Consider the following 23,787-nt stretch of genomic DNA (forward strand, 5'->3'; position numbering starts at 1 on the left):
ATCAGCCGTTTTCCAGAGCTGCCAGCGAGCGCGAGGCTTCCTCGAAGTGCTGCGGGTGGGTCTCGATGGCCTCGCGCAGCAGGTTTTCACCCACCTTGACGTCACCCTGCTTCACCGCCGACAGCGCCAGCGTATGCAGCAGCAGCGCGCGTTCGGTCTGGTCCAGCGGGATCACCGGCAGGGTGTAGTTGCGCTGCGCGCCGCGGGCCAGCACCAGGTTGTTCTTGGCGGTGAACAGGCTCGGGCTCTGGCGGATCGCTTCGCCGAACAAACGCTCAGCCCCGGCGAAATCGCCGCGGGTCAGCTTGGAATAGCCCCAGTTGTTCATCACCTTGGCGGGTTTGGTGGTCAGCCCGGTGGCGATCTCGTAGAAGCTGTCCGCCCGCTTCCAGTCCTTGCCTGCATCCGCCACCACGGCCTCAAGCCGGTAGCGCTCATAGGTCTCATGGGTCGGCGGCACTTTGTCCAGAACGGCCTTGGCCGCGTCCCATTCACCGCTGCGCACCAGGGCGCCCGCCAGTTGCACGTGATCCTCGCTGGTGGCGCCCTTCATCGACACCACCTTCTTCCAGGCGGTGGTGCCCTCGGTGGTGCGCTTGGCACGGATCAGCGAATAGGCGAGGCCGCGCTGCAGCTCGATCCGGTCCGGGCTGGTCTTGAGGGTGCGCTGGAAGTGGACCACCGCCTCATTCGGGTCGGCCACGGTCATCATGACATCGTTGAGATTGCTCTCGTCAATGACATTCACTTCCTGAAAGGCCCGTTCCACGGTTTCGTCGGCTTTCTCTGCGCAGGCGGACAGGACCAGCGCCCCTGCCAGAGAAGCGGATAGGAAAAACTGCTGGCGCATGGGTGCGTCCTTTTACTGCTCTGCCTCTGTCATGGTGTCGGGCGAATCAGGTAGCTGCCGCCGCCTTGCCGCACCAATTTATAATCTTGGTTTTGCGGCTCAGTATGCGCAGGATTGTCCAGTTTTGCGAGTGCCAGGCGCAAATTATCGCGGATTGCGTCACTTTCGCCATTGTCCAGCGCATAGGCGCGCTGGAACACCTGCACGGCTTCGGCGGTTTTGCCGCGTTCCATCAGCACGACGCCTAGGTTGTTCATCGGCTCGGGCCAGGCCGGGTCGGCATCGACTGCCTGGCGCAGCAGCTCCTCTGCCTGGCCCAGACGCCGGAGGCCCAGCTTGGCCGAGCCCATGCCGGACAGCACCTCGGCCGTCAGCCCCTGGTCGAGCGCAGCGCGGGTGAAGGCCTCCAGCGCCAGCTCGTGCTCGCCTGCGGCCATCAGCCGGTGGCCGACCTGCAAACCATCCTCTGCGGTTTTCCGGTGGTCGGCGCCGGGCGCCCAGGGGCTGCCCTTGTCCTGTTTCAGACCGCCCGGCGCGCAGGCCGCCGCCAGCACGATGGCGCTGGCGGCGGCAAGAGCACGTCCGAGGCGGACAGGCATGGCCCGTCCTTTTGCTGTCATGTTCAGTTGCCCATATTCATGATGCCCTGTATCGACGGGCCAACCAGAATGATCAGCAGCGGCGGGACCGTCAGTCCCATTGTGGCAAGGGTCATCTTCACGGGCAACTTGTTTGCGGCCTCTTCGGCGCGCATCACGCGCTTGTCACGCATTTCACCGGCATAAACCCGCAGCGCATCTGCAATCGAGGTGCCGAAGCTGGCGGACTGGATCATTACCGTCACGAAAGAGGAGACATCCTGCACCCCGCAGCGGGTGCCCATGTCGCGCAGCACCTTGTCCTTTTCCTTGCCCGCCTTCATCTCATAGGCGACGACCTCGAATTCCTCGGCCAGATCCGGGTAGGAGGCGTGCAGCTCCTTGGCGACGCGGACAATCGCCTGGTCCAGCGACTGGCCGGCCTCGACACAGACCAGCATCATGTCCAGCGCATCGGGGAACCCTTCGGTGATCTTCTGCTTGCGCTCTTCGATGCGGCGGGTGATCCAGTATTTCGGCAGCAAGTAACCAGCCGCGCCGGGTCCGATGATGCGGATCGCCATCTGCTGGCTGTCATAGTCGATGTCGGCCTTCAGCACATAGACAAAGAACAGCCCGCCCATCAGCCCCAGCAGGCCGAGGGCAAACTGGGCAAAATGGAACAGGCGCACCGAGTCTTTTGAGTGGTAGCCCGCCTGGCGCAGCTTGAGCTCCATCGCCGACAGCTCATCGGCGTTCTGCGGCTCCAGAAAGCCCGCGAATTTCTGCAGCTGTTCGTTGCGGTTGGCCTGGCGCAGACGTTCCTTTTTGGGGTCGCTTCGGGTCTCCGGCTTGATGTTCTTCTGCAGTTTCTTCAGCGGATCCTCGGGCTGGTTCAGCAGCAGCGGAACCGCCAGCAGGATCATGAACAGCCCGGCAATGCCAAGCGCAAGGAGCGGGCCGAATTCGCCGAAGTGCGAGGTCAGGTAGTCGTTTATACCGGTCAGAAAACCCACAGTCCCCTCCTTAAACTTTGATGTTGGTCAGCATGCGCATGACAAAGAGGTTGGCGGTCAGCATCACGCCCACCGCAAAGCAGGCGGGAATAAACCAGGGGTGGTCCAGCACCTTGTCGTAATAGTTGGGATCCTTGACCAGGATGCCGACCAGACAGAACAGCGGGAACCCCGACAGGAACTTGCCCGACCATTGCGCTTCGGCGGTGATCGCCTTCACGCGGCGGAACAGGCGGAAGCGGGCGCGGATCACCTTGGCGAGGCCTGCCAGCACTTCGGCCAGGTTGCCGCCCGATTGCTGCTGGATGGTCACGGCAACCGCCAGGAAACGCATGTCCTGCATATCCAGCCGCTCGGCCATTTCCTTGAGCGCTTCGCCGACATCGCGGCCATAGGCGCATTCGTCGGAGATGATGCCGAATTCGGTGGCCAGCGGGTCCTCCACCTCATTGGCGACGATCTGCACCGCGGAGGTGAAGGGGTGGCCGACGCGCAGAGAGCGCACCATCAGTTCCACCGCGTCGGGCAGTTGCTCCTCAATCAGCGCCATCCGCTTGGCGGCCTTTTTGTTGACCCAGAAGAACACCGCGCCGACACCGATGATGACGGACCCCAGAATGCGGACGGGCAGGGGGGCTGACGTGCCGATGCTGAGGCCGACGAAGGCAAGCGCTGCCAGCCCGGCCATGATCAGGATCAGCTGTTTCGGTGAAAAGGCAATGGCCGCCTTCTGCGCCCGTTCCGACAGCAGCGAGTAGAGCGGGATCGACTGCGATCTGGCGTGCTGGCCCAGCTCCTTGCGCAGCTGCTCCAGCACCTGCTCGCGGTTGCTGCCCTTCTCCATCATCTCCAGCCGGCGGTTGACCCGGCTGTTGAGGCTGATGGATTTGCCGAAGGTGAACAGATACAGGCCCTCGACCAGGGCCAGCACCCCGAAGAAGATCAGGCCATAGATAAGCGGTTCCGCACTCAGCTGCATCAGCGCTTCTCCATCACGGTGGGTTCATAGATCGAGGGCGGCAGATCGAACCCCCACAGGCGGAAGCGCTCGGAGTAATGGCTGCGCACGCCGGTGGCGGTGAAGTGGCCGATGATCTTGTTGTCGGGCGTCAGGCCGACGCGCTGGAAGCGGAAGATTTCCTGCATCGAGATCACATCGCCCTCCATGCCGGTAATTTCGGTGATCGAGGTCATCCGGCGCGAGCCGTCCTGCAGGCGGGAGGCCTGCACGATCAGGTTCACAGCCGATGCAATCTGGCTGCGCACCGCCTTGATGGGCATCTCGATGCCGGCCATGGCGATCATGTTTTCCAGACGCGAAATGCCGTCGCGGGCGGAGTTGGCGTGGATCGTGGTCATAGAGCCGTCGTGGCCAGTGTTCATGGCCTGCAGCATGTCGATCACTTCTTCGCCGCGGGTTTCGCCGACGATGATGCGGTCGGGGCGCATCCGCAGTGCGTTCTTGAGGCAGTCGCGGGGGCTGACCTCGCCCTTGCCTTCGACGTTGGGCGGGCGGCTTTCCATCCGGCCCACATGGGTCTGCTGCAGTTGAAGCTCCGCGGTATCCTCAATTGTCAGGATGCGCTCGGCGTTGTCGATGAAGGACGACAGTGCGTTCAGCGTGGTGGTTTTACCCGAACCGGTGCCGCCGGAAACAATCACGTTCAGGCGGGTCGACACGGCGGCTTGCAGATATGCTGCCATTTCTTCGGTGAAGGCGCCAAATTGCACCAGGTCGTCGATGCCCAGCTTGTCCTTTTTGAACTTCCGGATCGACACCAGTGAGCCGTCCACCGCGACCGGCGGCACCATCGCGTTGAAGCGCGAGCCGTCGGCGAGGCGGGCGTCCACGTAAGGGTTGGATTCATCGACCCGGCGTCCCACGGCAGAGACGATCTTGTCGATGATCCGCATCAGGTGCTTCTCATCCTTGAAGGTGATGTCGGACAGCTGCAGCTTGCCGCTGCGTTCGACAAAGATCTGATGCGGACCGTTGACCAGGATATCGCTCACCGATTCATCCTGCAGCAGCGTCTCCAGCGGGCCCAGGCCCGTCACCTCGTCATACAGCTCCTTGTTGAGCTGCTGCCGGTCCTCGCGGTTCAGGACGATGCTTTTCTCGGCCAGGATCTCGGTGGCGATGGTGGCGATCTCAGAACGCAGCTCCGCTTCGCCTGCGCGTTCCAGCGCGGCCAGGTTCAGGTTTTCCAGCAGCTCCCGGTGCAGCTGGATCTTGATCTCGCCCAGGCGCTCCTTGCGCTTGCGCTCCTTGTCCATCGGCTGCGCCTCGGCCGCCTTGCGCTGCACCGGGCGGCGCAGGCTGGCGGCTGGGGCGGCAGCGGCGGCGGCCGCTGCAGCCGGCTCAGGCGTCGGCGCGGCAGGTTTCGGCGCTTGCTTCTTGTACTTGGAAAACATCAACTCACCCCCAATTCAAGCCGTTCAGGCGGCTTCTGCTTCACTGCGGCCCAGCTCATGCAGCGAGGCTGCGAGCTTGGCGATTTCTTTCCGCAAGGGATTTTTCGCAGCCGAAACGGCCAGCGGCAGCCCGTGGTCGCAGCTTTGCAGCACCTGCTTGCCGCCGTCGGGCAATTGCAGGTCGATCGAGATGCTGAGGGATTCGGCCATCCGTTTGACGCGGCTTTTGCCAGCAAGATCTGTAAACTTCGGCGCGCGGTTCAGGGCAAAGCGCAGTTTCTCAAACGGCAGGTCCTCCGACTGCAGCGCCCGTTTCATGCGCAGCGCGTTCTGGGCTGAACGCATGTCCAGTTCGATCAAGGCGAAATAGACATGCGCCGTGCTCAGCACGGTTTCGGACCACTGCACCAGCGTGTGCGGCATGTCGATGACCACAAAATCGAAATGGCTGCGCGCCATTTCGATCACCCGGGTGATGTCCTCTGGCGACAACAGGTCCAGCGGCACCAGTTCCGACGGGGCGGTCAGGACCTGCAGCTTTTCCTGAAACGGCAGCAGCGCCTGGCCGAACAGATCCTCGTCCATGCTCTCGGATTCGCTGAGCATCTCCATCACCACCTCGCGGCGGGGCAGGTCCAGATAGGTCGAGACCGAACCATGCTGCAGGTCCAGATCCAGCAGGCAGACGCTGGGCTCCTCCTGCTCGCTGAGCGCGGCAAGCTCCCACGCCAGGTTCACCGCCATGGTGGTCGAGCCGGTGCCGCCGGCCAGCCCGTGGCAAACAATCACTGCGCCTTCGCGCTGGCTGCCGGACTGCAGCTGATGCGTGGTCTGCGCCACCGGCGGCGGCGGCGCCTGCAGCCGTTCGATGGCCGCCTGCAATTCCTGCTCGGGCAGCGGGTAGGGGACAAATTCATCCGCGCCCTGGCGCAGCAGCGTGTGGAGCGCGGCCGGGGTCACGTCCTCGGCAATCAGAATCACCTTGATACCGCGCGCCTTGGCCTGAGTGATGATCTCGCCCATCAGCGGCAGATCCCCCTCATCGGCGCTGTCGATGGCCAGGGCAACAAACTGCAGCGGTTCCGCCTCGGTCTGACCAAAGAAAGCCAGCGCCTCGGCAAAGCCCAGATCGCCCCAGGCCTCTCCCAAGGCGGCTTCCATATCCTCGATCAGGAGGTCGAAATTCTGCACATCGCGGCTGATTGTGCAGGCAACAATTGCTGGTGTTTCTGTCTGCGGCATACCGCTGCTCATCGCCATCATCCTTGTTCACATGGGCGGAACCGGGCCATGGGCACAGTTCGCCTCTTGGAAACAATGTCGGTGGCAATCTAGGCGATATTGGGGCCAAAAATCCCCAAATATAGGGAATTGTTACTACTTCGTAACCGCCCGGCAGCGCGGCTGCCTTATTGCAGCGTGCGCTCCAGCGACTTCTGCTGGGTCAGGGTGGTCCCCGGAACCGCGCTTTCCAGATATTCGCGATAGATGATCTGGGCGTATTTTCCGTCCAGCACCGTCTGGTGGCGCTTGAGGAAGCCGCTCACCTCGGTCACGGTGCGGCGGTTGCGGCGTTCGCGCTCGGGTGTCGGAATCAGCGGCTGTGTCTCGCCGTGCGAGATAACCGCTTCCAGACGGCTGCGGCTGATGCCGCGGGACACCAGGTAATTCACGGCCGCCCGGGCCCGGCGCAGGCCGAGCTTGCGGTTGTAGGCGTTGCTGCCGACCGCATCGGTGTGGCCGAAGACGCGGAAGCGCACTTCGGGAAACTGCCTGATCCAATGCGCCTGCCGGTCCAGCACTGCGCGCGCGGTCTGGTCCAGCCGGGCGCTGTCAAAGTCGAAGGTGATGGTGGTGGGCACTTCCTGGGCGAACCGGCCGGCCAGCTGGATGGCATAGTTGCGTTCGCCGCTCATCACCGCCGAATTGTTAAGGGTGGCCTCGCCGAAGGTTCCCCTGCGGTTCAGTTCGCGCCCGGCTTCCCGCTCGCAGGCGGCCGCGGTCAGGAAAAGGCCGAGAATTGCAGCGGTTCTGATCATCTGTGCCACTCCTTATCAGTCCAGCACGTAGCCGTAAGAGCCGTTGAAATCCTGCTTGGCCACCTCGGCGGCAGGCCCGGCGCGGTTGCGGGATGTGCGCCCGAACAGGAACAGATCCTTTTCGCTGGGCGGGGCCACCCGGTCGGTCGGCAGCGTCAGCGCCTCGCCGCGGGTCGGGGTGACCAGATGGGCGCTGACGATGATCACCAGCTCGGTCTGCTCGCGCTGGTAATCGGCGCTGCGGAACAGCGCGCCCAGCACCGGCACGTCGCCCAGCCAGGGCAGCTGCGAGGAGTTGTCGAGGAATTCGTCGCGGATCAGGCCGGCAATGGCAAAGCTTTCGCCGTCGCGCATTTCCACCGTTGTGGAGGTTTCCCGGCGGGAGAAGGCGTCGATGGTCAGGCCGCTGAGTTCCAGCGAATTGGTCGGGTCGATGGCGGAAACCGCGGCGTTCAGTTCCAGATTGATCAGGTCGCCGTCAACCACCCGCGGGATGAAGTTCAGCTCGATCCCGAAGGGCTTGAATTCGATGGTGATCACGCCGCCTTCCTGGGCCACCGGCACCGGGTATTCGCCGCCTGCCAGGAATTTCGCTTCCTGACCCGAAAGGGCCGAAAGGTTCGGTTCGGCCAGGGTGCGGACCACGCCCTTCTGCTCCAGCGCTTCCAGCAGCAGGCTGACCTGGACGGAGCCTGCGTTGAAGCCGAACAGGAAGGCACCGGTGTTTTCGTTGGCGGCCGGGATGTTGCCCGCCAGTGAGTTGGCCAGCGCACCGGAGGTGTTCAGGGTGTTGTAGCCACCGGTGCGGCCGTTGCCGGTGCCGCCGTTGAAGCCGAGAGAGGCGCTCAGCGATTTCGAGACCGAGCGCTGCATTTCGGCAAAGCGGACCTTGAGCATCACCTGCTGCACGCCGCCCACCGACATCAGGTTGCTGACCCGCTCTGGTGCGTAGCGTTCAGCCAGGTCGAGCGCCCGCTGCAGCCGGGCCGAGCTGGACACGGTGCCGGACAGCACGATGCCGTCATTGGCGGTGCGCACTTCGATCTTCTCGTTGGGCAGGATCTGGCGAAGACGCTGCTTGAACTCGGTCACATCGGCGGCGACCCGCACGTTGACATTGGTGATCAGGCGGCCGGAAGCGTCGAGCAGCGTCAGTGTCGTCAAGCCGGGCGATTTGCCCAGAACGTAAATGGTGCGGTCGGACAGCGAGGAGATATCCGCGATGCCGGGGTTGGCGATGCTGAGTTCGGCAAAGGGGATTTCGCTTTCCACCACCACCGCGCGGTTCATCGGAACGTCCAGCGTTGCCGCCGTGCCCTTTTTCACCACCCGCAAAGATTGCGCCCAGGCCCCATCTGCCTGCGGCATGCCAATAAGCGATAGACCCATCAGGGCCGCCGCCACGAACCGTCTAAATGCCATGTGACCTGCCTTTCCGATCACGCCTCAGTACCCGGGTCTTTTTGCCCGCTGTTTCGGGCACTGTGGTGCAGATCCCGAATTATTGCAAGAATCAAAGGCTTCGAGACCTTTCCTGAAGGGGCGCCAATGTGGAGCCTGCGCAACAGGCAGAACAGCCGCCCTTCGCTGGGAAGAGACGGCTGAACCTGTTAAAGGACTGTGCGGACATATGAATTCTAGTTGGCGCAAGGGATCGGGATTTCCACAACCTCGGCGCCGCGGCGGGTGCGGATGGTGCAAACCTTTTCCTTCTCGACTTCTTGCGGAGCCTCCAGGGCGCCCAATCCCAGCAGCGTGCGCTGGTCCACTTCAACCACTGTGGCAATGGTGTCATCGCCCGCGCCCACCAGGGCCAGCGACAGCCGCCCGGTGGTTTGGGCTTGCGCCAGCGCCGCCACCTGCGCGGGCTTGACGGCAACGGTGACGGTGCGGGCAATGATGGCTTCATTGATGTCGCCGCCGGCGCTCTGGTCCACAGCCACAAGTTCCACATTGGTCTCGATCAGCCGGGTGACCTCTCCGCGCGCGCCGTTGGCGCCGGGCATCATGCCGGTCCAGTAAACGTCCACCTTGTCGCCGGGGCGTAGAAAGCCGGAGACGCCGGAGGATACATCGACCTTGATCGCAAAGGCGCGCATTCCGCGCTGCAGCCGCGAGGTGATGCCGGCATCCTCGCCCGGGGCGGTGACCTTGACGGCCATGACCGCCTCATCCTTCTCCATGGCGCGCAGCACCACCCGCAGCTTGTCGCCGCTCTGCGGCGGGAACAAGGCGTCCAGGGTGGTATAGGCGCCTTCGGGTATGGCGTTTTCCGGCCAGCGCACGGCACGCACCGCCTCCTTGGACAGCCGCTCGCCGTATTTCAGCGGCTTGGTGGCGACAAACACATCGACCGTCGGCACCGCTTCAGCCCGGGCAGCGCGTTCGCGCGCCAGTTCATTCTGATAGGCCGAGATATAGTTTTTGGCCATCATCACGGCGCCGCCGGCGAGGGCGACACCGACAATCAGCACTAGTCCGAAAACTGCACGCATTGTGTTACCTCTCATCAACTTAGGCCGGCGTTCCGCAATCGGAACCGGCTGCTGGGTGTCTCATACTGCAACGGGAACCCCGGGCATTGGCCGGGTCAGCGCAGGTGCCTTGAAGGCAGCGTACTGGAGCCAGTCGTTTCTGCCGGTATCAGCCGAAAGACCAATTGGACATGAAGGCGGCAATCGCTTGTGCCGCGCCCAGGGCGCCATCTTCCATTGCCGCAGCAATCATTGCGGCCATCCCGACGACTGCAGCGCAGAGAACAACCCAGTCGACGGAAACCGCACCGTCGTCGCTAGCGATGTATAACCGTAACTTCTTCATAGTCTGATCCTCGCTGCCTGAACGGTTCCGGGGCAGAGGCGGCACCGGACTGACCGGCGCCGCCTCAGAAGTCAGGCAGTGATTAGGTCGGAGCCTGGGTGCCCAGGTAAGAACCGGTCTTGCTGGTCAGGTCCGACGCGCCATCTTCGATGGCGGTGTAGACGACACCGCCCAGAGCGGCCACGGCTGCGGTCAGCACAACCCAGTCAACAGTCACGGCGCCGGATTCGTCTTTGCGGAAGTTTTTGAAGAATTTGATCATGGCTTGGTCCCTCCAAAGGAAACTGAAATGCTGTATCTGGCCCGCCGGGCGATCTGGCCAGCTCTCTCCTTCTGGCCTGCCCGCCGGTTGATGAGTCTATTAAGCTTCATGAATGGGGCGTTAATTGGGCGTAATACTGAGTTTTCTGCCCTATTGCCGGGAAACCTGGCGGATCAGTTGGCGCTGAAAAAACTGAGGAAAGCGGCGGGATTCAGGATGCCTGCAAACGAAACAGGCCGCCCGGAAACGGGCGGCCTGTCACGCGGTCAGTCAGACCACTATAAGCGATTAGGTCGGAGCTTGGGTGCCCAGGTAAGAACCGGTCTTGCTGGTCAGGTCCGACGCGCCGTCTTCGATGGCGGTGTAGACAACACCGCCCAGAGCGGCCACGGCTGCGGTCAGCACAACCCAGTCAACAGTCACGGCGCCGGATTCGTCTTTGCGGAAGTTTTTGAAGAATTTGATCATGGCTTGGTCCCTCCAAAGGATCTCAGAATTTGAACTATCCCGCCTTCGCGCCAGGGTCCGCTCTCTCACCTGCTTGACCTCTGTCCGGCTTGGATGAGCTTATATAGCCAGCCCAGCGTGGCAGGATTTGGGCTGAAAGCCGGAAATTGCCGCCTCAATTTTACTTTTTGGCAATGATTTCCGTAACCCTATGATTTTGAGGCATTAATTTTCCGTTACCTTTTGGCGGCCCGTGGCATTTCCGCGCCAGAGTCGGGAAAATATGGCGATTGCGCCAGATTCTGGCGGCCAAAGGCTGGTTTTCAGCAGCCAATTTCCCGAGTCTCGCGTGGCAGAATCCACTGGCAGGCAAAGAAATGGCAGTCCGTAACGCGATTTTGGCACTGGCGGCCTCTGCCGTGCCCCTGACAGCAGCGGGGCAGGAGGCACCGCCGCAACCGTTTCCCCAGTTCGAGGCGAAACGGGTGAAACCGCCTGCGCAGGGCGCCGGCAAGCGCATCACCGTTCAGATCGAGCCGGAACCGGAGGCCGAGCCAGCCGCTCCGGAGCGGGAGCATATTGAGAGCGCAAATCAGACCCCCGGGCGGTATGGCTGGTTCTGGGACAAGATCTCTCCCGGGGTTGAGGAGAGCGGGCCCGGGCGCTTGGACGACGCCCTGCAGGCGCTGGCCGGGGCCAAGGGGCTGGCGGCGCCGCGGTTGCAGCTGATGCAGGAAATCGCCCAGTCCCGCGGGGTTCAGATCCTGACCGAAAGCGCCAGCACACAGGTCTCGCCTGCCTTGGTGCTGGCTGTGATCGCTGTTGAATCCGCAGGCAAGGCGGACGCAATCAGTTCCGCTGGCGCCCAGGGGCTGATGCAGCTGATGCCCGATACCGCGGCGCGCTTTGGCGTGACGGACGCACTGGAGGCGCAGCAGAATATCTCGGGGGGCATCCGCTATCTCGACTGGCTGATGACGGAGTTCGGCGGCGACCCGATTTTGGTGCTGGCCGGGTATAACGCGGGCGAGGGGGCCGTGCGAAACCACCAGGGGGTGCCGCCCTTTGCTGAAACCCGCGATTACGTGCCCAAGGTGCTGGCAGCCTATCAGGTGGCCCGCGGCCTGTGCCTGACACCGCCGCAGCTGATCTCCGATGGCTGCGTGTTCCGGGTGATGAACTAGCCCGGCCCGGTTCAGTCCTCCGCCAGATAGGGGTGCAGCAGCATCCGGGCCGTGTGCCGGGCGTCCCCGGCCGGATCGGGGGTCACCGACATGGCCGCCAGCACGATCGCGCCTTCCTTTAGTGTCAGCAGCTGCCGGGCCAGTCCTGAGGCGTCGGACGCACCGGCTGCTTTGGCCAGGCCCGTGAAATGCTTCAGCAGCATCTGCTTGTGTTCAGTTGACTGCTGATACACCGGATGCGCCCGGTCCTGAAACTCAGCGCTTGCCTTAATGAACATGCAGCCGGCAAATTCCGGTTTGCCGAACCATTCGCCAAGAGCTGTGAACATTGCAAGCAGTTGCCCGGCCGGTGTATCCGACAAAGCCTCCATCCGATTGAACAGCCAGGTCCGGAAGTTCTCGTCCCGCAGGCGCAGCACGGCAATAATCAGGTCGTCTTTGGTGCGGAAGTGCTTGTAGATTGAAGTCTTGGAGATGCCGGTTTCCTTGACCAGCGTGTCCATTCCCGTGGCGTGGAACCCGCCCCGGTAAAAGACCTCCAAGGCCTTGCTGACCAGTTCGTCTCGCTTGTTGGGGCGCATGATTCGTCCTCAAGTGTACCGTTCGGTACATATTGGCGCCGCGCCCGCCCGGCAAATCAAAAATATTTTTGCTGCAACAAAAAGGCGTTAAGACCGGGCGCCGCCGTGCAGCCTTGGTCGCGAGAAAAAGTCCTTGATTTAAAGTACCGATCGGTACACCTTACTGGCGTGAGTTGACAGATCGGTACACTTTGTTAGGGGGACTGGCATGAGACGTCTTTTCAAACCGATGGCTTCACCGTTCGGGCCGGTGATACTGGCTGCCTGCATTGCTGCTGCGCTGACGGCACCGGCCGCGGACACGCGCCCGGATGCGGCGTCCGGCACAGGCGTGCAATTCAATGCGGGAGGGGCCAAGGCATGATTGGGCAACCGGCGAAGCACTGCCCGCGCGGCTGCGCGGGGTCCCGCGCATGAAACAGGAAATTCTTATGGCGGCGCTGGCCGCTGTTCTTGCCGGTGGCGTTCTGCTGCCGGTGACACTGCCGCGGGTGCCCGCTGGGACAGCCGCTGTGCAAGTTCCGAGCGGCGGCTGAAGCTGAGCAGCGGCCTGAACTACCGGCGGCTTCCCCGTGCGAACCGCTGCAGCGGGTTTGGGCAACCCTTCGGCGCCGGTTCGCTGCATCACCCGGCTGCCGCTGGCTGGGCACGCGTCAGCGGTCCTTGGGGGCTGCGGCGGCCAAAGCAGATAACCTTCTGAACAGACGTTTCGCAGCGGCCCGATTTGCGGAGATTTTTCGCAGACGCCCTGCCATCTGCCCAGAGCCGCCGGTATGTTGGCAATAAAGCATATTTTTTTAGCTTAATTTTATTGGAGAACAGATTTGGATTTGGGATTTAACCCATCGGAAATTGCCGTGGGTGCGCAAAGTCTTAGTGGAAAGCTTCTGCTGTTCGCCCTGCTGGCGTTCATTGGTTTTTTCGGGCGGCTCGTCTTCTCCGCATTCGGGCCGCAGCTCGCGGAGTTCAACCCGTTCCGGAAATTCTCGGGTCTGGGGTTTCTCCTGCTGGCGGCGGCGCTGTTTGCAGGGGCGCTCTATGTCTCTGGCAAGCAGACCAAGGCAATGGTTCTGTTGAAAAGCCATCTGGTCGACCCGGTCATTGTCACCGTTCTGGGCCGCGACAGCTGTGATCCGGCGCAGGGCAGCTATTGCGTGGTGGTGTTTGAGGACGGGCGGGAAAAGATCGTCAACTGGCATGATAAGCGCGTCTACATGTGGGAAATCATCAACCCGCCTGCAGGTGCGGTCTGGCACACGCTGCGGCCCCGGCCGCGTCCCGGAGCGGCTGCCGGGGTGTGACCGCCAGCATGACCTGAACGAAAAAGGCCCGCCGGAAACCGGCGGGCCATCATTGCCAGTTTTGATCCGGGATCAGCCGACGATGGTGGCTTCGGTGGAGCTGCGCAGCTCCTCTTCGCTGACGCCCTCGGCCAGCTCGACGATCTTCAGCCCGCCATCGACAACATCCAGAACACCCAGGTTGGTGATGATGCGGTCGACCACGCCCTTGCCGGTCAGCGGCAGGGTGCATTCCTTCAGCACTTTGCTGTCGCCGTGCTTGTTGGTGTGATCCATTACCACGATCACGCGGCCGACGCCCGCGACCAGATCCATGGCGCCGCCCATGCCTTTGACCAGTTTGCCCGGGATCATCCAGTTCGCCAGATCGCCGTTCTCGGCCACTTCCATCGCGCCCAGGATCGCTGCTGCGATCTTGCCGCCGCGGATCATGCCGAAGGAGGTTGCGCTGTCGAAGTAGGAGGTGCGCGCCAGCTCGGTGATGGTCTGCTTGCCCGCGTTGATCAGGTCCGGATCCTCGTCGCCCTCATAAGGGAAGGGGCCCATGCCCAGCATGCCGTTCTCCGACTGCAGGGTGATGTCCTTGTCGCCCACGTAGTTTGCCACCAGCGTCGGAATGCCGATGCCGAGGTTCACATACATGCCGTCTTCGAGTTCCTGCGCGGCGCGCTCGGCCATTTGGTTGCGGTCCCAAGCCATGGTTCAAGCCTCCTCACGCTTGCGGGTGGTGCGCTGCTCGATGCGCTTCTCGTGCTCGCCCTGGATGATGCGGTGCACGTAGATGCCCGGCAGGTGGATCTGGTCGGGGTCCAGCTCGCCGCGGGGCACGATTTCCTCCACTTCCGCCACGCAGATCTTGCCGCACATCGCGGCAGGCGGGTTGAAGTTGCGGGCGGTCTTGCGGAAGATCAGGTTGCCGGTGTCATCCGCCTTCCAGGCCTTCACGATGGAAAGATCGGCAAAGATGCCTTCTTCCAGAATGTAGGTCTCGCCGTTGAAGTCCTTGTGTTCCTTACCCTCGGCAATCACGGTGCCGACACCGGTCTTGGTGTAAAAGCCCGGAATGCCGCAGCCGCCGGCGCGCATGCGCTCGGCCAGGGTGCCCTGGGGATTGAATTCCAGCTCCAGCTCGCCGGACAGGTACTGGCGCATGAATTCCGCATTCTCGCCCACGTAGGAGGAGATCATCTTTTTCACCTGCTTGGACTGCAGCAGGATGCCGATGCCGAAATCGTCAACGCCTGCATTGTTGGAGGCAAAGGTCAGGTCCTTGGTGCCCGCGTCCTTGATTGCCTGCAGAAGCAGTTCGGGGATGCCGCAGAGGCCAAAGCCCCCCGCGGCGATCAGCATGCCGTCGTGAAGCAGCCCGTCGAGCGCTTCGGCGGCGTTGGCGTAAACCTTTTTCATGGAGCTCTCCCAACAACTACCGTTTGACAGTGGTTCTGACGCCGGGGCGGGCACAAGTCAACGATACGGAGAAGTTTGCGTATTTCTACGGAGGGAGGTGCGCTCCCGCGCCCTCCCGGCGCCTGTGCCTGCGGCAAGGCGCCGTCAGGCTTGGGCGTGGCGCCGCTGCGCGGCGTGGAAGGATTTGCAGAATTGCCCGTTAAAGGCAGGCTGCCCTTAACGGATGTTTGGGAGTGTTGTCTTGCTGCGCGACACCTCAAGGGCAAGCCGCTGACGCTGCGTCTGCGCCGCCCTTGACCCGCAGCACGCCGGGGGTGCAAGACGCGAGCGCGCCGCGCCAGCGGCGCCGGGCCCAACGGGCAGGGCGCATGTTAATGCGCCCGCAGTCGGCGGGAGAGCGCCGTCCCGACAGTTTCTCCGGGATCAGTCCTTAGCGGCGGCCTTTTTCGGGGCGGCCTTTTTCTTGGCCGCAGGTTTCTTGGCAGCGGGCTTCTTAGCGGCGGTTTTCTTCTTGCCGCCTTTTGACGCTTTTTCGGAGATCAGCTCGACCGCCATCTCCATGGTCACGTCCTTGGGCTCCACGTCCTTGGGCAGGGTGGCATTCACCTTCTCCCATTTGACATAAGGCCCGTAACGCCCGTCCATGATGTTGACCGCGCCGCCGCTTTCGGGGTGTTCGCCGAGTTCCTTCAGCGGCTTGGCGGCGGCACGGCTGCCGCGCCGCCCCGGGTTGGCTCGTTTTTCGGCAAGCATTTCCACCGCCCGGTTCATGCCGATTTCAAAGACGTCCAGTGTCTCCTTGAGGTTCACGTAAACCGGCTTTTCCTCATCGGGCAGCTGATGCGCGATGTAGGGGCCGAACCGTCCCAGATTGGCTTGAATTTCACCGCCATCCGGATGCTGGCCGATCTCGCGCGGCAGGGTGAGCAGGGTCAGCGCCTGCTCCAGGGTGATCTCGTTCGGGCCCCAGCCGGGCAGGAAGTCCTTGCCTTGTTTCGGCAGCGAGGAGCGCGGCGGCTTCTTGTTTTCAGGCGTGGCTTCGCCGCGCTGGACATACGGCCCGAAGCGGCCGGATTTCAGGTGGATCTCGTCGCCGTCATCTTCGCCCAGAATACGTTCATAGCCTTCGGCGCCTTCACCGGAAATCGGGCGGGTGTAATTGCATTCGGGGTAGTTGCCGCAACCGACGAAGCCGCCGGTGCGCGAGGTCTTCAAATGCAACTGGCCTGCGCCGCACTTGGGGCAGGTCCGCGGATCGGTGCCATCTTCGCGCGGCGGGTAGAGCTGCGGCGCCAGCGCGTCGTCCAGCACGTCTAGAACCTCAGTGATGCGCAGCTCGGAGGTCTCGGCGATCGCAGCGGAGAAATCGCGCCAGAACCTGCCCAAGAGGTCCTTGTAGTCGCGTTCGCCCGCGCTCACGTCGTCGAGCTCTTCCTCCAGGTTGGCGGTGAACTCGTAGCCCACGTATTTGCGGAAGAAGTTCAGCAGGAAAATGGTGACGATCCGGCCCTTGTCCTCGGGGAACAGGCGGTTCTTGTCCTTGCGGACGTATTCGCGGTCTTGGATCGTGGTGATCACGGAGGCATAGGTGGAGGGGCGGCCGATGCCGAGCTCTTCCATCCGTTTGACCAGCGTTGCCTCGGTATAGCGCGGCGGAGGCTGGGTATGGTGCTGCAGCGCCAGCACGGCGCCGTCGTCCGACAGGACCGATGCGTCCTTGCCTGCCTTCTCGGCCTGCGCCGCCAGAGAGGAGGCGAATTTCATCGCCTCGCCTTGCATGATCTGCGGCAGGCGCTTGTCATCCTCGTCCGCGACATCGTCGCGGCCTTCTTCGTAAACCCGCATGAAGCCGTCAAACAGCACCACCTGGCCAGTGGCGCGCAGCACAACCTGCTGGTCGTCCGAACCGATGTCGACGGTGGTGCGCTCCAGCCGCGCGCCTTCCATCTGGCAGGACAGCGTCCGTTTCCAAATCAGGTCATACAACTTGCGCTGGTCGTCGTCGGTTACCTTCAGCGCCCTTGCGTCGCGGCTCATGTCCGTCGGGCGGATACACTCGTGCGCTTCCTGGGCGTTCTTGGCCTTGTTCTTGTAAATCCGGGGCGAGGAGGGAACATACTCGGCGCCATAGCGCTTTTCGATCTCGGCGCGGGCCTCCTGCACGGCTTCCGGCGCCATGTCGATGCCGTCGGTCCGCATATAGGTGATGTAGCCCGCTTCATACAGGCGCTGTGCCGCGTTCATGGTCTGGCGCGCGCCCATGCCGAACTTGCGGCTGGCCTCTTGTTGCAGAGTGGAGGTCATGAAGGGCGCCGATGGGTTGCGGGCCGCAGGCTTGGCTTCGACCGACAGCACCTTGAGCTGACGCGAGGCCACGGCCTGAACCGCCAGCTCTGCCGCGGTGGAATTCTTCAGGCTGTATTTGTCGAGCTTGTCGCCGCCCAGCACGGTCAGGCGCGCCTCGAACTCCTGGCCGCGCGGGGTCGCCAGCTGTGCGCGCACCGACCAGTATTCCTGCGGGTTGAAGGCCTCGATCTCCATTTCGCGTTCGACGATCAGGCGCAGGCAGACCGATTGCACCCGGCCTGCGGACCGTGCGCCCGGCAGCTTGCGCCACAAAACCGGCGAAAGGTTGAAGCCCACAAGGTAGTCCAGCGCGCGCCGGGCCAGATAGGCCTCCACCAGCGGCATGTCGACCTGGCGCGGGTTCTGCATCGCCTCGGTCACCGCTTCCTTGGTGATCGCGTTGAAGGTCACCCGGCTGACGGCGGTATCCTTCTTGATCGAGCGGCGCTTGGTCAGCGCTTCCTGCAGGTGCCAGCTGATTGCCTCGCCCTCGCGGTCGGGGTCGGTAGCGAGAATCAGCGCGTTATCGTCTTTCAGCGCGTCGGCGATGGCCTTCACATGTTTGCGGGAATCATTTGCGACTTCCCAGGTCATGCCGAAATCATTGTCGGTATCGACCGAACCGTCCTTGGGCGGCAGGTCGCGCACGTGGCCATAAGACGCCAGAACCGTATAGTCGGGGCCAAGATACTTATTGATTGTTTTTGCTTTGGCCGGGGATTCGACAACAACTACTGGCATAAATTCTGATACCTCTTCGGACCACTTCTGCGGGTTCTATGGCGGGGCAACATGTGGGGCGCAAGAGGTGATTGTCAATCCGGGTGCATTGGCCGCGGCGGCAAACAGGCAGTTCAAGCAGCACCTGCGGTCAATCGCCGTCCTCCGGAAACGCCTTGGACAGCAGTCCGCCCGGCTGGCGGCGGATCGCGCCTTCAAGCTCCAGATCCGTCAGCGCCGGCGCCAGCTCATGCGGCGGCAGGGACAAGTCGCGCAGCAGCTCGGTCTCGGAGGTGGGGGAGGGGCCCAGCCTGCCGAGGATCTGCTGGTGCAGGGCGTGGGTCTGCGCCAGGCTGCGCCGCTGGGGCGGCGGCGGGGGCAGGTCTGCCAGTGCCTCTTGCAGGCTGTTTCCGGCCGGATCGGGCGGGGGCGGGCCGCATGGCGGCAGAGCCGCCAGCACATCGGCAGCATCGCGGACCAGCAGGGCGCCGTCGCGGATCAGCCGGTTGCAGCCGGAGCTGCGGGCATCAAACGGGTGGCCCGGCACGGCCAGCACCTCGCGCCCGTAATCCAGCGCATCCTGGGCGGTGATCAGGGTGCCGGACTTCGCCGCCGCCTCCACCACCACCACGGCGCGGGCCATGCCGGCGATGATCCGGTTGCGCTTGGGAAAGTCGCGGGCCTGCGGAGTGAGGCCCATCGGCTGTTCCGACAGCCGCAGGCCGGTTTCGCAGATATCCTCGGCCAGCCGCGCGTTTTCCGCGGGGTAAATCACATCGGCGCCGCCTGCCAGCACTGCGAGTGTGCCGGTTTGCAGCGCCGCCTGATGCGCGGCGGTATCAATGCCGCGGGCCATGCCGGAGATCACAGTATACCCAGCTTCACCCAGATTCTGCGCCAGCGACCGGGCCATGCGCAGCCCAAGCGAGGACGCGTTCCGCGCCCCGACTATGGCAATCATCGGACGGTCCAGAACCGAAAGATCGCCAATGGCCCACAACAGGGGCGGGGCGTCCTTCAGTCCGGTCAGGAGTTTGGGATAGTCGGGATCCGGAAAGCACAAAAGCCGCGCTTTGGCGGCTTTTGCGGCCTTAATTTCGGCGTCCACCGCTTTGGCAGGGCATGTTTCATACCCCTTGATGCCTGCGGAGCGTGCCACTTCGGGCAGCGCTTCCAGCGCGTTCTGCGCTGAACCGTATTCAGCGAGCAGCCGGTGAAAGGTCACCGGGCCGACCCGCTTGGAGCGCAACAGACGAAGCCATGAAAACTGAGTATCTTCCGTGGTGGGTGGGAGTGGGGGGTGAGTGGAAGAATGTGCTTCTTCAGTCATCCGCAGCTCCGCCTGTTTGCAGGATTAGAATTAACCCTTAGGCGGTTAACAGTTAGTGAACAGCCGGCAGTTTTCGGCCAATACCCTGAAAATTATCCTAAGTGTCGAAAACAAATGAAGAAATATTAATCCCAAAATGATCTTGCGCCGCTCCGTGCGGCAGAGGGGGCCGGAAGCGCTGGCATCCGGCCCGGAAATTTACGGCAGTATCATGGTTTTACCGGCTTTTTGCGGGATGATTCAGGCCGCCGAGCCGCCAACGGTCAGCCCGCCCATCAGCACCGAGGGCTGGCCGACGCCCACCGGAACCCATTGGCCTGCCTTGCCGCAATTGCCCATGCCAGGGTCCAGCGCCATGTCGTTGCCAAGGCCGCGAATCTGTTTCAGCGCGGTTGCGCCGTCACCGATCAGCGTGGCGCCCTTAACCGGCGCGCCGACCTTGCCGTCCTTCACCCGGTAGGCCTCGGTGCAGGAGAACACGAACTTGCCGTTGGTGATATCCACCTGGCCGCCGCCAAAGCCCACGGCCCAGATACCGTCCTTGATGCCTGCCACCAGATCGCCGGGATCGGAATTGCCGCCCAGCATATAAGTATTGGTCATCCGCGGCATCGGCGCGTGGGCATAGCTTTGGCGCCGCCCGTTGCCGGTGGGGGAGACGCCCATCAGGCGGGCGTTCTGGCGGTCCTGCATGAAGCCGACCAGCACGCCGTCCTCGATCAGCGTGGTTTTCTGGCTTGGCGTGCCCTCGTCATCCACAGTGATAGAGCCGCGCCGGTCCGGGATGGTGCCGTCGTCCAGCACCGTCACCCCTTTTGCAGCAATCTGCTGGCCCATCAGGCCGGCAAAGGCAGACGACCCCTTGCGGTTGAAATCGCCTTCCAGCCCGTGCCCGATCGCCTCGTGCAGCAGGATGCCGGGCCAGCCGGGGCCGAGCACCACGTCCATTTCGCCAGCCGGGGCGGGGACCGCGTCCAGGTTGACCAGGGCGATGCGCAGCGCCTCCTGCACCTGGGCCTGCCAGTGCTGGGGGTCGACCAGCCCATCAAGGCCCAGACGCCCGCCGCCGCCGGCCGAGCCGCTTTCGCGGCGGCCGTCCTTTTCCACGATCACCGACACATTGACCCGCGCCATCGGGCGGGTGTCGCGCACCCGCGCACCGTCCGCGCGCAGGATCTCCACCTCTTGCAGCGAGGCAGCCAGGGACGCGGAAACCTGAACCACGCGTTGATCCAGATCACGTGCATAGGCATCAATTTCGCGCAGCGTCTCCACCTTCACCGGGAACGGCATGGCGCTGATCGGATCGGCATCGGTGTACAGCTTTTTGTTGGTCGCCTGCGGCGCGTCCGAGTAGGTGCCGCCGCCCTCGCCAACGGCCAGTTTGGCCGTCTCTGCCGCCCGCTTCAGCGACGCGATGGAGACATCGGTGGAATGCGCGTATCCGGCCACATCGCCGTTTACCGCCCGCAAACCAAAGCCCTCGGACGCATCGTAGCTGGCGCTGCGCAGCCGCCCGTCGTCAAAGGACAGGGCCTCCGACTTGCGGCGCTCGGCAAAGATCTCGCCATCCTCCGCGCCACTCAGCGCATCGCGCAGCGTCGCCAGCGCCTCATCCTCCGGAAGCGCGGTTTCAAAGGGGCGGAAGGCTGGGTTTTCCATGGCACGGTCCTCGGATTTTTTTGATCTAAATCAAGAAAGCGACGGTTTGACGCTTGGCTGCCTCTTTATCTGTACGCCCGAATATGATTTTAAGCGGCGTCAAAGACAACGGGGCTGGTGCGTTTTGTGGAATCATTGATTCCCCCCATTCGTGCTGCCGCAGATAAATGCGATCAACCGATCAGGACAGAACATGAAAAACGCTTTGATGCTTTCGGGCCTTTTTGCCGGCCTTTCGAGCCTTCCAGCAATGGCGCAAGAAGGCCTGGAAACCATTGGTAAGCCGGTTGACGGCGGGCTGAACTTTCAGCCGGCGGCGACCTCGCTGGCAGAAGGCCTGCAGCGCCTGGACTACATGATCCTGGTGATCATCACCGTCATCTGCGTGTTCGTCGCGGGCCTGCTGCTGTGGGCGATCCTGCGGTTCAACCGCCGCGCCAACCCGACCCCGGCCAAGTTCACCCACCATACCCCGATCGAGATCGCCTGGACCGTGGTGCCGATCCTGGTGCTGGTGTTCATCGGTTCTTTCTCGCTGCCGCAGCTGTTTGCCCAGCAGGAGATCCCCGAGGGCGACATCAACATCAAGGTGACCGGCTACCAGTGGTACTGGGGCTATGAGTACACCGACCACGAGTTCGGCTTCGAAAGCTTCCTGCTGCCCAAGGACCAGCTGGCCGCAAACGGCTATGCCGAGGACGAGTACCTGCTTGCCACCGACACCGCCGTTGTCGTGCCCTCGGGCAAGACCATCGTGATGAACGTGACCGCGGCGGACGTGATCCACTCCTGGACCATCCCGGCCTTCGGCGTGAAGCAGGACGGCGTTCCGGGCCGCCTGGCACAGCTGTGGTTCAAGGTCGACGAAGGCAAGGAAGGCATCTACTTCGGCCAGTGCTCCGAGCTGTGCGGCAAGGACCACGCCTACATGCCGATCACCGTCAAGGTCGTGACCCAGGAAGAGTATGACGCCTGGCTGGAAGGCGCCAAGGAAGAGTACGCGGGCATCCCGCAGGCCTACCAGGTCGCTTCCAACTGATAGCTGGAAGGCGGGGCGCATGCCGCCCCATCTGCCGCAGTGAAAAGACCAGGGTGCGCAGCGATGCGCACCTGTTGCCGCCAAAGGACCCAAGATGAGCGACGCAAGCATCAACGCAAGCCGGGCATATGAGGACGAGGCCAGCTTTGGCGACTATTTCGCCCTGCTGAAACCCCGTGTCATGTCGCTGGTGGTGTTCACCGCTCTGGTCGGGCTGCTGGCCGCGCCTGCCGGCGTGCATCCTGTAATCGGCTTCAGCGCCATCCTGTTCATCGCCATCGGCGGTGGCGCCTCCGGCGCGCTGAACATGTGGTGGGATGCGGACATCGACAAGGTAATGAAACGCACCAAGTCCCGCCCGATTCCGGCCGGCAAGGTCGAGCCGGGCGAGGCGCTGGCGCTGGGTCTGGCGCTGTCGGGCCTGTCGGTGATCATGCTGGCGCTGGCGGCCAATGTCTTTGCCGGTGCGTTTCTGGCCTTCACCATCTTCTTTTACGTGGTGGTCTACACCATGTGGCTGAAGCGCGCGACGCCGCAGAACATCGTGATCGGCGGCGCAGCGGGGGCCTTCCCGCCGGTGATCGGCTGGATCGCCGCCACCGGCACCATGTCGGTTGAGCCCTGGCTGATGTTCCTGCTGACCTTCATGTGGACGCCGCCGCATTTCTGGGCGCTGGCGCTGTTCATGCGCTCCGATTATGACGACGCAGGCGTGCCGATGCTGACCGTGACCCACGGCCGCCGCGCCACCCGCGTGCATATCCTGGTTTACACCGTGCTGCTGGCGCTGCTGGCCGTTGGCACCGCATTCTCCGGCATCGGCGGGCCGCTGTACCTGGCCGCAGCGCTGGTGATGAACGCGCTGTTCCTGCATGGCGCCTGGAAGATTTCCCGCCGCGACGAGGACGATTCCGAAGCAGACAATTTCAAGGTGGAGCGCAGCTTCTTCAAACTGTCGCTGCTCTACCTGTTTCTGCACTTCGGCGCGATCCTGGCCGAGGCGCTGCTGAAGCCCTACGGGCTGGGAGGCTGGTAATATGGCGCTGCGCAAGGAACATGAAATCCACAAACGCCGATCCGGCCGCAACATGGGCGTGGGCATCCTGCTGGCCGCCTTTGTGGTGCTGATCCTGGCCCTGACCATGGTCAAGGTCACCTCCAACGGCTTCTCCTTTCCTGATACCCAGGCGGAGCAGAACTGATGGCGCTGCAAGGTCCCCGGAAAACCGTTCTCCAGCTTGTGGGCGTGGTTGTCCTGATGGGCGGCCTGTCCTGGGCGTCGGTGCCGTTTTACGACTGGTTCTGCCGGGTCACCGGCTTTGGCGGCGTCACCGGCGTGGCCAGCGCCGGTTCGGACACAATTCTGGACCAGACCATCAAGGTGCGTTTCGACGGATCCAAGCAGCGCGGAATGCCGTGGGAGTTCAAGCCGGTCCAGCGCGAGATGGAAGTCCGCCTCGGCGAAACCGGCCTGGCGTTCTATGAGGCGTACAACCCGACCGACCGCCCGGTGGCGGGGCAGGCGTCCTACAATGTCACGCCCTATCAGGCCGGCGGGTTCTTTTCGAAAATCGACTGCTTCTGCTTTACTGAGCAGGTGCTTCAGCCGGGGGAGCGGGTGCAGATGCCCGTGACCTTCTATGTGGATCCCGAAATCATTGACGACCGGGATGCAAAATACGTGCATACGATCACGCTTTCGTACACGTTCCATGAAATCGATCTGCCCGAGGGCTATGCAGCGCTCGAAACCGGGGATAACACCGGGGCAGGCTCAACCACGAACTAGG

Annotated in this window: 26 protein-coding genes; 8 read left to right on the forward strand and 18 right to left on the reverse strand. The window is 63.0% G+C overall.

From position 1 onward, the window contains the following. Window position 1: 1 nt before the first annotated feature. From CAER_RS0118410 to CAER_RS0118465, 12 genes are all read right to left on the reverse strand, one after another. Window positions 2-850 carry a tetratricopeptide repeat protein gene (locus CAER_RS0118410; RefSeq protein ID WP_027236746.1) on the reverse strand — a complete coding sequence of 283 codons (849 nt, stop codon included), beginning with the start codon at window positions 848-850 and terminating at the stop codon, window positions 2-4. Window positions 851-879: 29 nt separating this feature from the next. Then, a complete protein-coding gene (locus CAER_RS0118415) occupies window positions 880-1,470 on the reverse strand; it encodes a tetratricopeptide repeat protein (RefSeq protein WP_027236747.1) in 591 nt (196 codons plus the stop codon). Window positions 1,471-1,472: 2 nt separating this feature from the next. Then, window positions 1,473-2,444, reverse strand: a complete 972-nt coding sequence (locus tag CAER_RS0118420; protein WP_027236748.1) for a type II secretion system F family protein — start codon at window positions 2,442-2,444, stop codon at window positions 1,473-1,475. A 10-nt stretch (window positions 2,445-2,454) separates the two neighbouring features. Next, complete coding sequence (locus CAER_RS0118425) at window positions 2,455-3,423, reverse strand: type II secretion system F family protein (protein WP_027236749.1); 969 nt, start codon at window positions 3,421-3,423, stop codon at window positions 2,455-2,457. Beyond that, on the reverse strand, window positions 3,423-4,859 hold the full coding sequence (locus CAER_RS0118430) for a CpaF family protein (RefSeq protein ID WP_027236750.1): 1,437 nt from the start codon (window positions 4,857-4,859) through the stop codon (window positions 3,423-3,425). The genes CAER_RS0118425 and CAER_RS0118430 overlap by 1 nt, the downstream gene beginning before the upstream one ends. Before the next feature lie 24 nt (window positions 4,860-4,883). Continuing rightward, window positions 4,884-6,113, reverse strand: coding sequence for an AAA family ATPase (locus CAER_RS0118435; RefSeq protein ID WP_027236751.1), 1,230 nt, complete (start codon window positions 6,111-6,113; stop codon window positions 4,884-4,886). Between the two features lie 155 nt (window positions 6,114-6,268). After that, window positions 6,269-6,898: an OmpA family protein gene (locus tag CAER_RS0118440; RefSeq protein WP_027236752.1), complete on the reverse strand. Its 630-nt coding sequence runs from the start codon at window positions 6,896-6,898 to the stop codon at window positions 6,269-6,271. 15 nt (window positions 6,899-6,913) lie between these two features. After that, complete coding sequence (locus CAER_RS0118445) at window positions 6,914-8,320, reverse strand: type II and III secretion system protein family protein (RefSeq protein ID WP_036797428.1); 1,407 nt, start codon at window positions 8,318-8,320, stop codon at window positions 6,914-6,916. A gap of 215 nt (window positions 8,321-8,535) precedes the next feature. Then, window positions 8,536-9,393, reverse strand: coding sequence for a Flp pilus assembly protein CpaB (gene cpaB, locus CAER_RS0118450; protein ID WP_027236754.1), 858 nt, complete (start codon window positions 9,391-9,393; stop codon window positions 8,536-8,538). A 148-nt stretch (window positions 9,394-9,541) separates the two neighbouring features. Beyond that, a complete protein-coding gene (locus tag CAER_RS30205) occupies window positions 9,542-9,718 on the reverse strand; it encodes a hypothetical protein (RefSeq protein ID WP_167332327.1) in 177 nt (58 codons plus the stop codon). Window positions 9,719-9,800: 82 nt separating this feature from the next. Next, a complete protein-coding gene (locus tag CAER_RS0118460) occupies window positions 9,801-9,980 on the reverse strand; it encodes a Flp family type IVb pilin (protein WP_027236755.1) in 180 nt (59 codons plus the stop codon). Between the two features lie 288 nt (window positions 9,981-10,268). Then, a complete protein-coding gene (locus tag CAER_RS0118465) occupies window positions 10,269-10,448 on the reverse strand; it encodes a Flp family type IVb pilin (protein ID WP_027236755.1) in 180 nt (59 codons plus the stop codon). A gap of 356 nt (window positions 10,449-10,804) precedes the next feature. Between CAER_RS0118465 and CAER_RS0118470 the strand changes: the two genes are divergently transcribed. Then, complete coding sequence (locus CAER_RS0118470) at window positions 10,805-11,611, forward strand: lytic transglycosylase domain-containing protein (protein WP_027236756.1); 807 nt, start codon at window positions 10,805-10,807, stop codon at window positions 11,609-11,611. Window positions 11,612-11,622: 11 nt separating this feature from the next. Here the strand turns inward: CAER_RS0118470 and CAER_RS0118475 are convergent, their stop codons facing one another. Continuing rightward, window positions 11,623-12,192, reverse strand: coding sequence for a TetR/AcrR family transcriptional regulator (locus CAER_RS0118475; protein ID WP_027236757.1), 570 nt, complete (start codon window positions 12,190-12,192; stop codon window positions 11,623-11,625). 208 nt (window positions 12,193-12,400) lie between these two features. Here CAER_RS0118475 and CAER_RS29780 point away from each other — a divergent pair, with 208 nt between their 5' ends. The 3 genes from CAER_RS29780 to CAER_RS0118490 all read left to right on the forward strand — a co-directional run bounded on the left by CAER_RS29780 (window position 12,401) and on the right by CAER_RS0118490 (window position 13,493). Next, window positions 12,401-12,556 (forward strand): hypothetical protein, encoded by a 156-nt coding sequence (locus CAER_RS29780; protein ID WP_154667792.1) that lies wholly within the window; start codon window positions 12,401-12,403, stop codon window positions 12,554-12,556. 49 nt (window positions 12,557-12,605) lie between these two features. Next, window positions 12,606-12,728, forward strand: a complete 123-nt coding sequence (locus CAER_RS30645) for a hypothetical protein (RefSeq protein WP_281172283.1) — start codon at window positions 12,606-12,608, stop codon at window positions 12,726-12,728. 321 nt (window positions 12,729-13,049) lie between these two features. Beyond that, a complete protein-coding gene (locus tag CAER_RS0118490) occupies window positions 13,050-13,493 on the forward strand; it encodes a hypothetical protein (protein ID WP_084299647.1) in 444 nt (147 codons plus the stop codon). Between the two features lie 72 nt (window positions 13,494-13,565). On the opposite strand, the gene CAER_RS0118495 is transcribed toward CAER_RS0118490, so the two are convergent. The 5 genes from CAER_RS0118495 to tldD all read right to left on the reverse strand — a co-directional run bounded on the left by CAER_RS0118495 (window position 13,566) and on the right by tldD (window position 20,958). Further along, window positions 13,566-14,192 (reverse strand): CoA transferase subunit B, encoded by a 627-nt coding sequence (locus CAER_RS0118495; protein ID WP_027236759.1) that lies wholly within the window; start codon window positions 14,190-14,192, stop codon window positions 13,566-13,568. 3 nt (window positions 14,193-14,195) lie between these two features. Further along, on the reverse strand, window positions 14,196-14,900 hold the full coding sequence (locus CAER_RS0118500; RefSeq protein ID WP_027236760.1) for a CoA transferase subunit A: 705 nt from the start codon (window positions 14,898-14,900) through the stop codon (window positions 14,196-14,198). A gap of 423 nt (window positions 14,901-15,323) precedes the next feature. Continuing rightward, window positions 15,324-17,987, reverse strand: a complete 2,664-nt coding sequence (topA, locus tag CAER_RS0118505; protein WP_027236761.1) for a type I DNA topoisomerase — start codon at window positions 17,985-17,987, stop codon at window positions 15,324-15,326. Between the two features lie 130 nt (window positions 17,988-18,117). After that, window positions 18,118-19,296, reverse strand: coding sequence for a DNA-processing protein DprA (gene dprA, locus CAER_RS0118510; protein ID WP_027236762.1), 1,179 nt, complete (start codon window positions 19,294-19,296; stop codon window positions 18,118-18,120). A 240-nt stretch (window positions 19,297-19,536) separates the two neighbouring features. Continuing rightward, entirely contained in the window at window positions 19,537-20,958 is a 1,422-nt protein-coding gene (gene tldD, locus CAER_RS0118515) for a metalloprotease TldD (protein WP_027236763.1), read from the reverse strand. 193 nt (window positions 20,959-21,151) lie between these two features. Here tldD and coxB point away from each other — a divergent pair, with 193 nt between their 5' ends. The 4 genes from coxB to CAER_RS0118535 all read left to right on the forward strand — a co-directional run bounded on the left by coxB (window position 21,152) and on the right by CAER_RS0118535 (window position 23,786). Continuing rightward, window positions 21,152-21,997, forward strand: coding sequence for a cytochrome c oxidase subunit II (gene coxB / locus CAER_RS0118520; RefSeq protein ID WP_027236764.1), 846 nt, complete (start codon window positions 21,152-21,154; stop codon window positions 21,995-21,997). Window positions 21,998-22,091: 94 nt separating this feature from the next. Beyond that, on the forward strand, window positions 22,092-23,033 hold the full coding sequence (gene cyoE / locus CAER_RS0118525; protein WP_027236765.1) for a heme o synthase: 942 nt from the start codon (window positions 22,092-22,094) through the stop codon (window positions 23,031-23,033). Window position 23,034: 1 nt separating this feature from the next. Then, window positions 23,035-23,199 (forward strand): hypothetical protein, encoded by a 165-nt coding sequence (locus CAER_RS0118530; RefSeq protein WP_027236766.1) that lies wholly within the window; start codon window positions 23,035-23,037, stop codon window positions 23,197-23,199. After that, window positions 23,199-23,786, forward strand: coding sequence for a cytochrome c oxidase assembly protein (locus CAER_RS0118535; protein WP_027236767.1), 588 nt, complete (start codon window positions 23,199-23,201; stop codon window positions 23,784-23,786). Before CAER_RS0118530 ends, CAER_RS0118535 begins: the two co-directional genes overlap by 1 nt. Window position 23,787 lies beyond the last annotated feature (1 nt).

The organism is Leisingera caerulea DSM 24564, from assembly GCF_000473325.1.
Classification (GTDB): domain Bacteria; phylum Pseudomonadota; class Alphaproteobacteria; order Rhodobacterales; family Rhodobacteraceae; genus Leisingera; species Leisingera caerulea.